This window comes from Microcoleus asticus IPMA8 (assembly GCF_013179805.1).
Taxonomy (GTDB): Bacteria; Cyanobacteriota; Cyanobacteriia; order Cyanobacteriales; family Microcoleaceae; genus Microcoleus; species Microcoleus asticus.
In genome coordinates this window covers 1-16,341 of sequence record NZ_SRRZ01000053.1, presented here as the reverse complement: position 1 = coordinate 16,341, position 16,341 = coordinate 1, and the positions used below count along the sequence as shown (strand labels likewise).

The window sequence follows — 16,341 nt, the reverse complement described above, 5'->3', positions numbered from 1 at the left end:
CTCTCTAAATAATCTCAAGCCGTTTGAGATATGTAGGGGTGAAGTATTTGGGCGACAATTTGTGTTGAAAACCTGTAATTTTATCCCCAAATGCTTCACCCTCCAACCTGGATCGCGCGATCGCACTCCGACAGGATATTTTATTTTTGGGAAATGTCTAATGAGTCACCATAAATTTTGAATGGGCAATACTGGATTTGAACCAGTGACCCCTTCCGTGTGAAGGAAGTGCGCTACCACTGTGCTAATTGCCCGCAGATAATTAAGATACCATACCAAGTCCAAATTCGCAACTAAAATTTTCCTAAAAAATCAGCCGCTTGTTTCGGAGTTAAACTCGACACAATGCCAAGAATACAGGCATTTGTCGAGTCTGGCATCAGTTAACCTCCCACCAACCCGCCGCTGGGCCGACGAATCGCACTACCACCCACCAAGCCACCAAAAGGCTAATCCCCATCCAGCTTCCGCGACTTGTCCACTTCACAAAATCTTCGCTTTGGGTTTTCGTGATTGGCAGCCAGGGAAGGATGCGTTCTTGTTTACCGTATTCGTCGCCGATCGACTCTTTGCGACGCTTAGCTTCACCCATAATCTTTGTCTGCTAAATTAGATTTCAACTGGATACCTAACCAAATTATACGCCAACAGGTGATCTCAAGCCTGCGTCAGCCAAGTCGTATCCAAATAATCAATCCTCGCAAAAGGACTCAAAGCCGCTAAAACCTGCTGTCCGTAACTGCGGTGAATCACCCTGCTGTCGAAAATCGCCACCACCCCTTGACGTTCTCGCACAGGCGCGATCGCCCGTTGCAACTCATTCAGCGCCGCCGGCAGCAAATACAACCTAAACCAATCCCTGCGCTGCTCCTTATAATAAGCCACACGCGCCGTCACCAAAGGATTCTCCAAAGAAGGCAATGGCAAAGTTGCGATCGCCAGCAAGTGAGGCGCGCTCAATTCCCCCTGATGTTCCCGCCAAAACTCCCACCCAGTGACCAAAATCGCATTCTCCCCCACATCTGTTTTTTCTACCTGCACCCGAGAACCGAATTCAGCCGCCAAAATTGCAGCCAGCCTTGCCTTCAGCGGTACATCACCAACAATCAGTACCGTTAAACCCGCCACCGACGCGCTCATAAACAGCAAAGTCCGAATTTCTTCAATTAAAACACCCTGAAATTCCGGCGTATTCGGCAGCGGCAGCCAGTTGGGAATGTACAGTTGAATTAATTCGCTTTGTCGATCGGGCGAAAACTTAACGCTCGTCAATTCTGGCAGTCCCAGCATTTGCCGGAAGATCGGAGCCTTCGGTTCCACATCCACCGCCCCCCCAATCAACACTACAGGCTGACAATCCCAAATTTTGCTCAAAACCTCAGCCACCTGAACCGGCGCGCAGAACAGAGAAAATGAGCCAGCCTCCCGATGAATTTGCGCCCACCGCAGTTTTCCGTTTGCTTCCCACCGCTGCCAAAAATTCCTCCAAGCAGCCGGAATCAGCGAATTCGGCTCGATGCTTTCAAACAGCCCCTCCAAAATATTTTGCTCTGCCGTTTCCAGCAAATAGCACTCCTCTGGTTTCGCCGGATGCTGAAAGAAAGCCCGCGTTAGCAGTACCCGCCCTTGGAGGATTGCATCGGCTTCCAAAGGCTGAGATTGCATTAAATCGTTCCAGTCAGCCGGTTGCAAACACGCCGTCAATTGCTCGCGCGTCCAAACTTCCAAGTCATCCACACCGTCGATAATTGTCGGAATATTGCTCTGAAGTGGCGAATCCACAGCCAAGCGAGCCGCCAGCCAAGACTCGGGTTCTGCTAGCATCAATCCTCGTCCAGTGGGATTATCGGAATAAGTCTCGATCGACTTATCAGTTTCCAACCACTCTTGCAAACGCGGAATTTCCACCGCCTGCAAATGTTCCAGCAGCGGTTTCGGCGCGACTAAAATCACAGGCTCCGGCCACATCAAAATCGGCATCAAATAGCTGACTCGATACCGCTGTCGGTAAGCTCCAGCGGGAAGCCCCGTTTGGATCAGAGCGCTGCGCCCCAAGCGCAAAGCCCGCGCCACAAGTCGCGCCATCGTTAAATGATGCGGCCAGTGCGGCTCGGAGTTCGATCGCAGGAAGCGGAGCAGCGAGTTGTGGACTTCTACCTCAATCAATCGATTGTACTGTTAACATTCCTCACTCAACATAATCAAAACTTGCCAGAAAATCAACTACTTTTTGACCGAGAGGCACACTGAATATACTCTCCTGATGAGTTGCGCCTCCTTTCCCAAAATTCCCGTGACAATTCACCGTCAAGCTCTCCTCTCCCGAACTAATTAAAATAGTTTGTGTAGGTGACTCAAAAAACTTAGTTGTCCGATCGACGATTGCGATAGTAGAAAGCAAATATATCAATTTATTTAAATTATCCCTCGCTGCACTCAATGCTTTACACAACTGCACTATCCGTTTTTTATCCAAGTTTTGACTTTCTATATTTTTGCCAATTGCCACAATATTTTCCTGAGTTTGTACAGCATCTTTAAAAGGAATAACCGCTAAAAAAGCTGCTGCAAATAAATGCTCGTCGCTCTCAAATCTAAAAGTAAGAATTGTCCGGCGGTAGCCGACTTCAATATTGGGAGGACAGCTCATTGCCGGGTAATGTTGAGCTATTTCCCCGTAAGCGGTTGCTAAAAAGATGTTGGCTGAGTGGTCTAAAAGTGCATCTACCACAATTCGCACTAACCCGGGCGTGCGATTTAAAAATTTTCTCGATTCTGAGGGCGAATTAAATTTTTGAATCTGAGTGCGATCGCCGGCAGAGCTGAGATCAACCCACTGGCAAGTAATATCATCTGCGATGATACCAAACCGGGGAACCAAATACAGTTTGGCCCCAGTTAAATTTGCTCCTCTCAAATCAGCGCCCACCCAATCTGCATTAATCAAATTAATTTCTGTCAAATCAGCGTGAACCAAACTAGCATTTGCTAAATTAGTATTTCTTAAATCTGCTCCGTTGAGGTTGGCTCCGCTGAATTTAGAATCGCTCAGATCTGCACCGTTGAGGTTAGCTCCGCTCAAATCAGCCCATTTGAGATTAGCTCCGCTCAAATCGGCACCGCACAGATTCACCTGCTGCAAAGAAGCTTGTCTCATATCGGCATTGCTCAAATTGACGCCGCTAAGTTCTGCTTTCGTCAAATCCGCCCCGTGCAAGTTAGCTCCTTGAAAGTTAGCTGAAGAAGCCGAAGCACCTCTGAGATTTGCACCGGAAAGATTAGCACCGCACAGGTTAGCCTGCGTCAATTTTACCTCTCTTAAATCTGCTTCAGTCAGGTTGGCACCGGTGAAGTTAGTTTGGCTGAGTTCGCAGCGGACTAATTCGCTTCTAATCAGGGATGCTCCGATTAATTGAGCTGCACTTAAATCGGCTCTCACTAAGTTTGCTACGTTGAGACTAGCCCCGTTTAAGATTGCCCGCGAGAGATTGGTGCTGCTTAGTCTAGCCACATTCAGGTTAGCTTCGCTCAAGTTAGCTTCGCTCAAGTTAGCGCCGCTGATGTTGGTGACAAATAAGCTAGCCCGCGTTAAAATTGATTGGCTGAGGTTGATGCGGCTGAGATTAGCTTCATTCAGGTTGATTCCTGTGAAATCTCTGTCACCTTCTTTGTATCTTTTGACGATTGCAAATCGTTTGAGAAGTTCATCAGCTTCCATTTTTTTACCTGACTGAAAGGGCAATCCGCTAACTTTTATAGACCATGAATATAAATTCTCTCAAATTAATTTATAGTATTTAATCGCCGAGCTGATAAAAGCTTTTGACAAATTCAACGACTGTATTTAGCGGCGGGGTTGTGAATCTTTGGGCTTTAATTGCAGGGCTGATAGAGATTTTGTTGACTCCCGGCAAATTGGTCAAGTTTCTGCCAAAGTCTGGGTGATAGTGAACCATCAAATTTTCGGCGCTGGAGTTAGACAGTACAGTTTGGGTAGGCGATTGGAAAAAATTAGACACAGGTTCGCGATCGAGGCGAACCGGCTGAATTTTCATTTCCCCTATTTTTCTGATTGTTTTGGTCAAGGCTACGTTTAATTGCACTACCATATTTGAGACTCTGACGCCCAGGTTATTACCACTTTGTTGGGGTTGAATCATCTTGATCAGAGTAATGAGATTTTTCTGCGTAAATGCCGCGTCGCTAAAAGGAATAATGGCAACGAAAGCTGTGGGAAATAGTTGCTCGTCTTGGTCTATTCTAAATGAGATGATTGTGCGTCGGGAATTAACTTCTATGCTGGGAGGATTGCTCAAACCTGAGTATTGACGGGCAATCTGACGGTAGGTAGCTGCGAGGATAAAGTTAGCGTCAGGGTCTAGGGGTCGATCGACAATAATTTGAACTGTCGGGGGTGTAGCATTGAAAAACCTTTGAGATTCTTCTGAAGTAAAGCGCTGAATGTGGCTGCGATCGCCGTTAGGACTGAGGTCAACCCAATCGCAGGTAATGTCATCTGCTTTCACACCAAACCTGGACACCGCGTAAATTTTTGCCCCCGTCAGAGCCGCCCCCGTCAAATCTGCGCCCACCCAATCAGCGTGAATCAAATTCGCTTGGGTCAAATCCGCGTGTACCAGAGTAGCGTTCAACAGGTTGACATTGCTCAAATTTGCCCCGTACAAGTTGGCCCCGCTCAATCTCGCTTCGTCGAGGTCAGCGCCGGTCAGGTTCGCCCCGCTGAGGTCAGCCCACCGGAGATTAGCGCCTCGCAAGTCAGCGCCGCTGAGGTTTGCCTGAGAAAGATTAGCTTGTCTGAGTTCGGCATTGCAGAGGTTGACTCCTCGCAAGTCTGCCCTGCTGAGGTCGGCTCTGTGCAAGTTGGCCCGTTCCAAGTTGGCCGCTGTTAGAGAAGCGCCTCTGAGGTGAGCTCCGCTGAGGTCGGCTTGCTCTAGATTGGCTTCTCTGAGGGTTGCTTCTCTCAAATCTGCTTCGCTGAGGTTTGCACCGCTCAAGTTTGCACTGCTGAGTTCGGCTCGGATCAGTTCGGCTCTGATCATTGTAGCTTCGACGAGTTGGGCTTCGCGGAGGTCGGCTCGAATCAAGTTAGCCACGTTGAGGATAGCGCCGCTGAGGTTGGCTTTGTTGAGATTGGCACCGCTGAGTCTGGCAACATTGAGTTTGGCTTTTCTCATGTTGGCGTTTGATAGATTGGTGCCGCTCATGTTGGTGAGGCTCAAGATTGCCTCACTGAAATTAGCCCCGCTGAGATCGATCCTGCTGAGATTTGCCTCGCAAAGGAGGATGGCAGTAAAGTCTCTTTCTCCTGCTGCATATTTGGTGATTAGTTCTTCGGCATCCATGCTTTTCAATTTCCCTGATGTGTTAGCTAGAACAAAGCTTTGTTGTGCCAACCTTTAAACTAGAATAAGCATTTTTTGTAACTTGATGCAATATGCCTAAACATCTATATTGTGGAAGCCTTTTATAAAATCCAAAATGGTATTTATATTAGCTTGAGCCAATTTTGTGCTTTCGGCTAACTTGCCAGAGGTTGAGTTGTTCGGGTCATATTTTTTAATCAAGCGCTTGCCGAAGGCTGGGTGGTGATATACGCTGAGTCTTTGGTCGCGGGAATTAATTAAGATCATCTGTGTTGGAATCTGAAAAAAATTGATGCTTTCGCCGATTTTTGGAAAAGAACTTGAAATTTTGATTTGGTCTACTTTGCTAATAGCTTGGTTGAGAGCTTTGCTGCATAATTGGACGTGTTTGGACTCTTTGACGTTAAGTTTGCCTGCATCGTGAGATTGAATCATTTTCATCAAAGCGATCAGGTTTTTTTGAGTTGTGGCGGCGTCGTTAAAAGGAATGATGGCAACGTAAGCGGTGGCAAATAATTTATCGTCGCTGTCCATTTTAAAGGCGAGTACGGTGCGCCTGGAGCTGACTTCGATCGTGGGTGGCTGACTTAAACTCGGGTATTGTTGGGCAATTTGGTAATAAGTTGCAGCTAGGGCAAAATGAGCGCCTTGATCTAAGGGCGAGTCAATCACAATCCGAACTGTGGGCAAGGTTTCGTGAAAAAATTCGTGGGTTCCTCCGGAGTTTAACCAGTAAATTTGGCTGTGGTCGCCGTTGGGGCTGAGATCCACCCACTTGCAGGTCATGCCTTCGGTTTTGATGCCGAGCCGCGAAACGGCGTGGAGTTTGGCTCCGGTTAAGGTGGCTCCGGTTAAGTCGGCTCCAATCCAGTCGGCGCGGATCAGATAGGCATTTGACAGGTCGGCGTGAACTAAACTGGCATTCAGCAAGTTGGCGTGGCAGAGGTCGGCTCGGCTGAGGTCGGCACCGCTCAATTTGGCTTCGCTGAGGTCGGCCCAGCGGAGATTGCAGCCGCTGAGGATGGCCCAGCGCAAATTGACGCCGCTGAGGTCGGCGCCGCTGAGTACGGCTTGAGTGAGGTTGGCTTGCCGCAGTTCTGTGCCTCGCAAGTCGGCGCCGCTGAGGTCGGCTCGGCTGAGGTCGGCGCCTTGCAGGTTGGCTTGTTCGAGGTTGGCTTCTGTCAAGCACGCGCCGCTGAGGTGAGCGCCTCGAAGGTTGGCTTGAGCGAGGTTGGCTCCTCGGAGGGTGGCTTCGGTGAGGGTGGCGCCGCTGAGGTTGGCTTCGCTGAGGTTGGCTCCGCTGAGCTCGGCTCGAATTAGCTCGGCTCTGATCAGTTTGGCTCCTGTGAGTGTGGCTTTTTTGAGGTCAACTCGCACTAGGTAGGCGACGTTGAGGTCGGCGTCGGTGAGGTCGGCGCCACCGAGATGGGCGCCGCTGAGTCTGGCGATGTTGAGTTTGGCACCGGTGAGATTGGCACCGGTGAGGTTGGCACCGCTCAGGTTTGCTACACTCAGATTCGCACCCTTGAGGTTGGCTCCGCTCAAGTTGACACCGCTGAGGTTGGCCTCAGTCAGGTTGATTCCGGCAAAGTTTCTTTCTCCGGCAGCATATTTTTTCAGGAGTTCCTCGACTGTCATGGGGGCGGCACCGTATCAAATATCCCCATTTTATTGCTATGAATATCGGTATTGTAGGACTGGGTTTAATTGGTGGCTCGATCGGGCTGGATTTGCGATCGCGCGGGTTTAATGTTTTTGGGGTTTCGAGCCGGCAGCAGACTTGCGATCGGGCGCAAGCTCGCGGTGTTGTCAATGAAGCCAGCATCAACCTGTCTCTGATGGCAGCAGCCGATGTGGTTTTTATTTGCACGCCGCTGGGGTCGATCGAGCAGATCGTCCGAGAGTTGGTGCCCTATCTTTCCCCTGATACTATTGTAACGGATGTCGGTTCCGTAAAAACACCCATAGTGCAGGCTGTGTCTTCTCTGTGGCAGAATTTTGTGGGGGGACACCCGATGGCGGGGAATACTGAAAGCGGGATTGAGGCGGCGGTAAAGGATTTGTTTGTGGGCCGGCCTTATGTGGTGACGCCGCAGGCTCAAACGCCGGCGCTTGCGGTGGATAAGGTTGAGGAGATTGCACGATCGCTGGGTGCTAAAGTTTACCGATGTGAGCCGGAAGAACACGATCGAGCTGTGGCTTGGATTTCTCATTTGCCGCTCATGGCGAGCGCGACGCTGGTTGCTGCCTGCGATCGAGAGGGCGATCGGGATATTGTTAATTTAGCCCAACATTTGGCGAGTTCGGGTTTTCGGGACACGAGCCGCGTTGGCGGCGGCAATCCCGAACTGGGAGTGATGGTGGCGAAATACAATCGAGAAGAATTGTTGCGATCGCTCTCTATTTACCGCGACAGTCTCGATGAGTTCATCAGCGATATCAAAGCAGAAAATTGGCAAGCTCTCGAACACAAGCTGAAGCTGACTCAACAAGCCAGACAAAATTACAACTTATAGGCCAAAAAATACTTAAAACGGTCCCCGTCTCGATTATGATTTGTGGACGCCTATATATTGAGTTTCAATGTACACTTATTCTCGACTCAAGAGATTTTTACTGGGTGAATCTCTCCCCACCAGTGCATCTGTTCACGAACGGCTAAGCAACGCTGCTGGACTAGCTGTTCTGGCTTCCGATGCACTTTCATCTGTTGCCTACGCTACTCAAGAAACTCTGCTCGTGCTATTACTAGCGGGGAGTAGCAGTTTGAGTTTATCGCTGCCTATTTCTGGAATTATTATTTTACTGTTGGCGATCGTGGCGCTGTCTTACCGACAGACAATTAAAGCGTACCCCAATGGCGGTGGCGCTTACATTGTAGCGCGAGAAAACTTGGGTATTTATCCCGGTTTGATCGCAGCAGCTTCGCTGATGATTGATTACATCCTCACCGTAACAGTGAGTATTTCGGCTGGCGTTGCGGCCTTGACTTCAGCATTTCCCGGACTGGAACCGTATAGAGTGGAAGTGTGCTTATTTTTTATTGTCTTAGTCATGTTTGCCAATCTCAGGGGCGTGCGGGAATCGGGCAATATATTTATGGTTCCCACCTATGGGTTTCTCGTTGGCATTTTTGTTTTGATTGGCTGCGGTTTATTCCAACAGGCAACAGGTCATGTTTTTCCGACCTTAGAAAATATTCCTGCTAAGGAACCTTTGGGATTATTTCTGCTGGCGCGGGCCTTTGCGGCGGGCTGTACAGCCCTGACTGGAGTTGAAGCCATATCAGACGGGGTGTTGGCTTTTAAGCCTCCTGAATGGAAGAATGCGCGCCTGACTTTGAGCTATATGGGGGGAATTCTGGGAGCGATGTTTTTGGGGATTAGTTACTTGGCTCATATTTATCAGGTGATTCCTACAGAACATGAAACGCTCCTTTCTGTATTGGGAAAACAGATTTTTGGTGTCGGTATATTTTATTACTATTTGCAGGCAGCAACTCTGTTAATTTTGCTGTTGGCGGCGAATACGAGTTATGCAGATTTTCCGCGACTTTGTTATTTTTTGGCGCGGGACGGATACTTGCCTCGGCAGTTGTCGCTGTTGGGCGATCGACTGGTTTATTCTAATGGCATTAATCTGCTCAGCTTCTGCGCTGCTCTTTTAATTATCATCTTTCAAGGCAATACAAGCGCGGTGCTTCCCCTGTATGCGGTTGGAGTTTTCACTTCTTTTACTCTCTCCCAATCGGGAATGGTAATTCACTGGTTTAAGGAGCGAGGTAAAGGTTGGCAAGTTAGTGCTGTGATGAACGGTATTGGTGCAGTGGCAACAACGGGAGTTTTGGCTGTAATTCTCGCTACAAAATTCCTTTTGGGAGCTTGGGTTGTCGTAGTAACTATTCCGATCGTAGTCACTCTATTTTTAGCTATTCACCGGCACTATCGGTATGTAGCGGCTCGCTTGAGCATTCAGGGAATAGAACCGAGGTCTTATCTTCGCAGACCTAGAGTTAAGACTGTGACACATCCGGCAGTGGTGTTAATCGGGCAGTTGCACCGAGGAACTTTCGAGGCCCTCGATTACGCTCGTTTAATTGCTGATGAAGTTGTGGCAGTTCACGTAGATATTGGTTTGACCGATCGAGAAAAATTACAAGCGGCTTGGCAAGATTTGCAGTCAGACATTCCTTTGGAAATTCTGGACTCGCCTTACCGTTCTGTTGGTTCGGCTTTGACGCACTTTTTGACTTTGTTTGAAGAGCAGCGACCGGGAGTATATTTAACCCTGATCATTCCGGCTTTTGTGACGCGAAATTGGTGGGAGGGACTGCTGCACAATCAAACTGCTTTCTTTTTGAAAGCGGCTTTGCGGGCTAAAAAAAGTCGGGTGGTGACGACGGTTAGGTATTTTCTTTAAGGGGGGATGGGCAACGGCGCGGGATTGCCCCTACTTCCTGGCAATGAAGGCTGGAATGCTCGATGAGGCGGTGACAAAGGAAACCGGGTTTCTTTGCAAAATCTTTGGTTTGGATGCGATTTATCTAGGCAGAAACCTAGTTTCTGACACCGCTTGGTAAATCATATATATTTATTAAAAATTCAATGAAAGGGTTGACATATCATTTTTGATATGTCATAAACTTAGTCATCAGACAAGTTGCCTTTCAACTTATCTTGAAAAAGATTGCGGCTGCTGAACCCAAGTCTTTTGTTCCCTAAAAAAGCTCTTCAACTCTTGGGGGTTGCTATGCAACCCGCAACAGACTATTTATGCAGCAGCCAAAAAACTTGAACAGGCTTTTGCGAGCTTTGTCTCGGCAAGGTCTTGATGTTAGTTACGACAATAAAGTCTACTCGATTTGTCTCAATAGTTCTCTGAAAGAAAATTGGCAAGATGCCGATGCTCAAACAGCAGAAGTTTTGCTCCCAGAGGGTTTTCCGGTGGAAGCAAAGGCGCTCAAACAGTTAGCAAGTTTGGCGAATGTTCGTCACCCTCAAGGCGGCTGCGTTTGCCGCGCTTGCGCTACTCCTGATTTCCATCCGGGGGATTCGGGGGTGGCGATCGGCTCTATTGTAGAAACAGCAGGAATGGTGATTCCGGCGGCTGTCGGTTCCGATATTAACTGCGGGATGCGGTTACACGTTGGGGATTTGTCGATCGAACAATTCCTCAGTCAGCGCGATCGATTTGTAGAATTGCTCAAAGGCGATTATTTCTTCGGTACTCGCGATGTCAGCATGACTGCAACAACTGCTGGCGCGATGTTCCAACACGGGATTCCCGGATGGCTGGATGCTTTGCGGGACAAGCCCACCGGCAGCGCGGCTAATTCGGATTTCGAGCAGTTGGCGTCAGAGTGCGATCGCACTTTCCTCGGCGGTTCCATGAATGGCGGTGTCAAATGGGCTCCCGAAGAATTAGTCCCAAATGACGGCTTAGTCAGGGATGGCGGCTTAGGTACTATCGGCGGCGGCAATCACTTTGTGGAAATTCAAGTGGTTGAGGAAGTTATCGATCGAGCTACGGCTTATACTTGGGGTGTGCGATCGGGACAAATCGCTTTCATGATTCACTCGGGTTCGCGGAATGTCGGCAAATACATCGGCGGAATGTGGCGCGATCGAGCTTGCGAAGCCTGGCCGAAAACTCTGAAACATCCTGAATCCAGGCTTTTTCCGCTGTCTGTCGCAGCAAATCCCGAACTTGTAAGCAGCTACCTGCAAGCGGAAGCAACAGCCGCTAACTACGGTTTTATCAACCGTTTGCTGCTAGCAGAATTTCTGCGGTTGCGTTTGCGGCAAGTTTTCGGCGATGTCGAAGCTCCCTTAGTATACGATGTGCCTCACAATATCACTTTAGCTGAAGGTGCCGGCTGGGTAACGCGCAAAGGCGCTTGTCCCGCACATTTGGGCCAGCCTGTAATTGTACCGGGTTCGATGGGCGCGCCGTCTTATTTGCTGGTTGGGAAGGGGAACGATCGATTTTTGCGATCGGCTTCTCACGGTGCAGGAAGGGCGCGATCGCGCTTCGATATGAGCCGCGAAGGTGTTGACAAAACTGACTCCGCTTTGGGATTAACCGGCGTAGATTGCATTACTTTGCGCGAAGAACGCAGAATCGAAGAAGCACCGGCAGCTTACAAGCCAATTCAACCAGTAATTGACGTTCAGGTTGAGGCGCAAATAGTTGGTGTAGTCGCTAAAATGAAGCCAGTGTTAACGTTTAAAGCCTAGGAACGGGGTTTTTGAGAATTAAAAATTAAACAAGGGTAAGGTGCGCGCGGATCACCCTACTAATTTTTAATTCTCTGCCCTATTTCTGATGCCCCATGCCCTATGAATGATTTTCAAGCATCACCAAATCCATCAAAACCTGTCCATCCCCTAAAGCGGCTGCTGAAGTACGGGCGTCGCTACCGCCTGAAAGCTTGGCTGGCAAGTATCTGTTCGCTGCTGAATAAATTCTTCGATTTAGCGCCACCAGCATTAATCGGTATTGCCGTTGATGTGGTGGTGAAACAGCAAGATTCTGTCCTCGCTCAGTGGGGCATCAAAGATGTCTTTTGGCAACTGGCAATTATCACTCTTTTGAGCGCGATTGTTTGGACGTTGGAATCTGTTTTTGAATATGCCTATGATTATTTGTGGCGCAATTTGGCTCAGGATATCGAACACGATTTGCGTCTGGAAGCTTACAGCCATTTGCAGGAATTAGAATTAGCTTATTTTGAAGAACGCAGCACGGGCGGTTTGATTTCTATTCTCAATGATGATATCAATCAACTGGAACGTTTTTTGGACGACGGCGCTAATGAGGTGATTCAGGTAATGACAACGGTTGTTGTGATTGGCGCGGCTTTTTTTGCTGCCTCTCCTGGTGTTGCTGGGCTGTCAATGCTGCCGATACCTTTTATTATTTGGGGTTCGATCGCCTTTCAAGATCGCCTCGCTCCTCTCTATGCTGATGTTCGGGAAAAGGTGAGTTTTCTGAACGGGCAACTGTCGAATAATTTGATGGGAATTACTACTATTAAAAGTTTTACTTCCGAAGATTATGAAATTCAGCGCATCGAAACACAAAGCCAAGCTTACCGCCAAAGCAACCGACGGGCGATCGCACTTTCGGCTGCTTTTATCCCGCTGATTCGGGTGGTGATTTTCTTGGGGTTTATTGCAACGCTATTTCTGGGCGGTTTGGAGGTTGTGGCGGGCCGGTTGTCTGTGGGAACTTACAGCGTTTTGGTGTTTTTGACCCAGCGGTTGCTGTGGCCGCTGACTCGCCTGGGAGATACTCTGGATCAATACCAGCGCGCAATGGCTTCTACTAATCGGGTGATGAATTTGTTGGATACTCCGATCGCAATTCACACGGGTGATATTCGGCGGCCTGTTAGTTCGATTAAGGGTGAGTTGGAATTTAAAAATGTTACTTTTTCTTACAATCAAAGAAAGCCGATTTTGCAGTATTTTTCCCTGACTCTACCGGCAGGAAAAACTACTGCGATTGTTGGCGCTACTGGTTCGGGAAAAAGTACGCTGGTGAAACTCATCTTGAGGCTGTACGAGGTACAGTACGGCAATATTTATCTCGACGGTATAGAATTAAATAACCTGAATTTAAAAGATTTGCGCAGAGCGATCGGATTGGTGAGTCAAGATGTGTTTTTGTTTCACGGTACGGTAGCCGAAAATATTGCTTACGGCAGTTTTGAGGCAAGCAATCGAGAGATAGTAAATGCTGCTAAAATTGCGGAGGCTCACGAGTTTATTTCGCAATTGCCCGACGGTTACAACACTATTGTAGGGGAACGCGGTCAAAAATTGTCGGGGGGGCAGCGGCAGCGAATAGCAATTGCACGGGCTGTCTTGAAGAATCCGCCGATTTTGATCCTTGACGAAGCTACTTCAGCGGTGGATAACGAGACGGAGGCGGCAATTCAGCGATCGCTCGAACGAATTACCAAAAATCGCACTACAATTGCGATCGCCCACCGTCTTTCTACTGTCCGCAATGCCGATTGCATTTGTGTCATGGAAGAGGGGCTGGTGGTAGAATCGGGGCAGCACGAACAACTGATCGAACAGGACGGAGTTTATGCGGCGCTCTGGCGCGTGCAATCTGGTATAAGATAGAAACGCAGCGGTTTTGGGTAATTGGGAATTGGTAATTAGTAATTGCTAATATCATGTCTGGTCGCATCATAACTATATCGGTGGGGCGGGTTTATGAGATAATTAGTTTGACACGTAGATTGTTGGTAAAACCCGCCCTTACGAGATCGAAAATTATCCTTTCGCGAATCAACCAGACATGATATAATTGGTAATTTAAATTCTAACTAATGACAACTGCCAACTGACAAATGACTGCTGACTGTAAAATATTAGTTTATACAAACAAGAAGAGAAAATGTTTCTATTTGATAGCCCTGAGTCCAAACCCAACGAAAATAGCTGGAGCCGCAAATTAGATAAATTCGTGAAAGCTAATCAACATGAATTGGCCGCTTTGGCTTGGGGACTATTTCTGGAAAGGGGAGAGGAAAGCGAGGAGATTTTGGCAATTGATATTGCAGAAACTGCGCGTTTTGTGTATTGTAAGAAAGAGGCGGTTGAGGAGTTGAACCGTCAAGTGAGAAGTCATATTCAGGAAGTTGTAGGTGTGTTGAACGCTCACAAGCCTGAGAAGGAAGTGGCGATTTTGGCGATCGGCGAAGGTCAAATCAAGTTGATTCTTTTTGAACCTAAGCCTGAACCTCCTGTTTGTTTTGAGGAAGCCGCAACAGATGTTGATACATTGTTGGCTAAGCTCGAACAGCAGATGGTTGAATGTATGAAATAGGACTTAGCAAGGGGGTTCAGAAACCGGGTTTTTTTACGAAAATACACAGGTTGCAGCCCACAGATTCGGTAAAAAACCCGGTTTCTTTGGTTGGTATAAGATATTTTAGTTACCGGGGAGTTGTTTGCGGTTGCGATCGTATATTTCATAGAGTTGCTTAGCAATTTCGATCGGAATTCCTAACGCTGGAGCCACGATTTTGATGGCTTCTACGCCGCCTGCAAATACTATGCTCAAAATATCTACCCAACGTCGCCATTTTTGCGGATCGTTCTGGTGCATGGTGGCCAACTCACCATCGATGATGTCTGAAATTTCTGCGTCTGAAGCTTGGGGATTTTGTTGGCGAATATCTTGAATCACTTCTGAAACTTGACCGACAGCTTCGGTTTGTTTGGGTTCTGGAAAAGTGTAGTTGTATTGAAACCCTACCATATCACGCTCAACGTTCACATCGCCAGTATTGATTTGGCCGGCTTGATGGATATGGAAAGTGGGTTGATTTTTTGATGGTTCTGTCATAATTGCTATTAATTCGGGTTTGGCGATGAGAACAAGGGCATCCATTGCGCTTAGGCGGACTTGAATATCGGGATCTGCTGATGCGGCTTGGCAAAGTTCAGGAATAGCTGACTCTATGCCCAATTTTCCTAATGATACGGCAGCTTGGGCACGGATTCTGCTGGGCTGATCTGAATCTCGCAAGAGTTTGCAAAAGAATTGGAAGATCACCTGTTGGTTTTCTGGGGTAATTGCCACAGTTGTCTTTAAGCAACCCGTTACTGGGCAACGCTACCCAAGGCATCGACGGCACTTTCCCTAACTTGCGCGTTTGAGTCTTCTAGCAACCGGATCAAGACTGGAATTATATTTTCGTTACCCAGTTTTCCCAGGGCGATCGCGCTTGCTTGACGAATTTCGGCATCTGGATCTTCAACGAGTTTGAGTAAAACTGGAATTGCCGCCTCGGAACCAATTTTGCCTAACGCATCTGCCGCACTCCAACGCACAGCAGAGTTTGAATCTTCAACGAGTTTTAGTAAGGCTGAAATTGCCACCTCGGAACCAATTTTGCCTAAGGCATCTGCCGCGCTTTTACGCACATCGTAGTTTGCATCTTCAACAAGTTTGAGTAAGGCCTCAATTGCGGCATCGGAACTGATATTGCCTAATGCTTCAGCCACACTTTGACGCACAAAGTTATCTGAATCTTGCCCCGCTGCTAGCAGGTGAGGAATGGAGGCTTCATCCTTGAGTTGTCCGAGGGCTTGGATGGCGCTGCGGCGGACTTCAGGAGAGGTGTCTTTGAGGGTTTTAACTAAGATGGGTGCGATCGCGACATCTCCTATTTTTCCCACTGCTTCTGCTGCTTTTGCCCTGACGGCGGGGCTGGCATCCTCTAGGGCGGTGCAAAAGGTGTCTAGCACCATCTGCTGATATGCTGGGTTTTGAATCATGCTATGAGCCTCCGGTTGGGATAGCGCTTACCTTTGTTGTATCAATTTTTGGGGTGAATATTTTGCTGTGTGCCAACTTGGTCGCCTTTAACATTGACGGTTCCAGTGTTGAGATTCCCAACTTTCTCAATATTAATCGTTTGCCCAGCCGAATTGTTGGTCTTGCTTGATTCCGGTGTTAGGGACAACTGACGAATCTCATAGTTGTAGTATTTGCAGGCGGCTTGGATGGCGAGGATGGCGCGGTGAACTTCTTTGCCGGATGTGGAGGGAATTAAGTTAAGGAGCTCGGGGAGATGGAGGGCGACTTTCTCTGTGTGGTGCTTAGCGATGTTGCCTAAGGCATCTGCAGCACTCCAACGCACACCAGAGTCTGAATCTTCAACGAGTTTAAGCAATCCGGGAATCGCCTTCACGTCACCGATTTTGCCTAAGGCATCTGCCGCGCTACTACGCACATAATAGTCTAGACCTTCAAGGAGTTTAAGTAATCCCGGAATCGCCTTTTCGTCACCGATTTTGCCTAAGGCATCTGCCGCGCTACTACGCACATAAGAGTGTGAATCTTCAAGGAGTTTAAGTAATCCCGGAATCGCCTTTTCGTCACCGATTTTGCCTAAGGCATCTGCCGCGCTACTACGCACATAAGAGTGTGA

13 protein-coding genes and 1 tRNA gene are annotated in these 16,341 nt (G+C 48.2%); 5 read left to right on the top strand and 9 right to left on the bottom strand.

What is annotated here, in order from left to right:
- Positions 1-182 precede the first annotated feature (182 nt).
- The 6 genes from E5S67_RS15455 to E5S67_RS15430 form a co-directional block, all read right to left on the bottom strand.
- Positions 183-254, bottom strand: a tRNA-Val gene (locus tag E5S67_RS15455).
- Between the two features lie 125 nt (positions 255-379).
- Positions 380-592 (bottom strand): DUF2839 domain-containing protein, encoded by a 213-nt coding sequence (locus tag E5S67_RS15450; RefSeq protein ID WP_172188692.1) that lies wholly within the window; start codon positions 590-592, stop codon positions 380-382.
- Positions 593-657: 65 nt separating this feature from the next.
- Complete coding sequence (locus E5S67_RS15445; RefSeq protein ID WP_172188690.1) at positions 658-2,166, bottom strand: helicase C-terminal domain-containing protein; 1,509 nt, start codon at positions 2,164-2,166, stop codon at positions 658-660.
- A 22-nt stretch (positions 2,167-2,188) separates the two neighbouring features.
- The gene (locus tag E5S67_RS15440; protein WP_172188688.1) at positions 2,189-3,718 is read right to left on the bottom strand and encodes a pentapeptide repeat-containing protein; all 1,530 of its coding nucleotides are present in this window, start codon (positions 3,716-3,718) and stop codon (positions 2,189-2,191) included.
- Positions 3,719-3,797: 79 nt separating this feature from the next.
- Positions 3,798-5,363 carry a pentapeptide repeat-containing protein gene (locus tag E5S67_RS15435; RefSeq protein WP_172188686.1) on the bottom strand — a complete coding sequence of 522 codons (1,566 nt, stop codon included), beginning with the start codon at positions 5,361-5,363 and terminating at the stop codon, positions 3,798-3,800.
- Between the two features lie 96 nt (positions 5,364-5,459).
- Entirely contained in the window at positions 5,460-7,022 is a 1,563-nt protein-coding gene (locus tag E5S67_RS15430) for a pentapeptide repeat-containing protein (protein WP_172188684.1), read from the bottom strand.
- A 38-nt stretch (positions 7,023-7,060) separates the two neighbouring features.
- On the opposite strand from E5S67_RS15430, the gene E5S67_RS15425 reads away from it, so the two are divergent.
- The 5 genes from E5S67_RS15425 to ccmS all read left to right on the top strand — a co-directional run bounded on the left by E5S67_RS15425 (position 7,061) and on the right by ccmS (position 14,228).
- Complete coding sequence (locus tag E5S67_RS15425; protein WP_172188682.1) at positions 7,061-7,900, top strand: prephenate/arogenate dehydrogenase; 840 nt, start codon at positions 7,061-7,063, stop codon at positions 7,898-7,900.
- Positions 7,901-7,967: 67 nt separating this feature from the next.
- Positions 7,968-9,803 carry an APC family permease gene (locus E5S67_RS15420; RefSeq protein WP_172188680.1) on the top strand — a complete coding sequence of 612 codons (1,836 nt, stop codon included), beginning with the start codon at positions 7,968-7,970 and terminating at the stop codon, positions 9,801-9,803.
- A 353-nt stretch (positions 9,804-10,156) separates the two neighbouring features.
- Entirely contained in the window at positions 10,157-11,620 is a 1,464-nt protein-coding gene (locus tag E5S67_RS15415) for an RtcB family protein (protein WP_172188678.1), read from the top strand.
- A gap of 102 nt (positions 11,621-11,722) precedes the next feature.
- A complete protein-coding gene (locus tag E5S67_RS15410) occupies positions 11,723-13,519 on the top strand; it encodes an ABC transporter ATP-binding protein (RefSeq protein WP_172188676.1) in 1,797 nt (598 codons plus the stop codon).
- A 277-nt stretch (positions 13,520-13,796) separates the two neighbouring features.
- A complete protein-coding gene (gene ccmS / locus E5S67_RS15405) occupies positions 13,797-14,228 on the top strand; it encodes a beta-carboxysome assembly chaperone CcmS (RefSeq protein ID WP_172188674.1) in 432 nt (143 codons plus the stop codon).
- A 105-nt stretch (positions 14,229-14,333) separates the two neighbouring features.
- Here ccmS and E5S67_RS15400 read toward each other — a convergent pair whose 3' ends face one another.
- The 3 genes from E5S67_RS15400 to E5S67_RS15390 all read right to left on the bottom strand — a co-directional run.
- Entirely contained in the window at positions 14,334-14,933 is a 600-nt protein-coding gene (locus E5S67_RS15400; protein WP_172188672.1) for a HEAT repeat domain-containing protein, read from the bottom strand.
- A gap of 74 nt (positions 14,934-15,007) precedes the next feature.
- Complete coding sequence (locus tag E5S67_RS15395) at positions 15,008-15,685, bottom strand: HEAT repeat domain-containing protein (protein ID WP_172188670.1); 678 nt, start codon at positions 15,683-15,685, stop codon at positions 15,008-15,010.
- A gap of 41 nt (positions 15,686-15,726) precedes the next feature.
- The coding region (locus E5S67_RS15390) for a HEAT repeat domain-containing protein (protein ID WP_172188668.1) at positions 15,727-16,341 on the bottom strand (615 nt) is incomplete at its 5' end.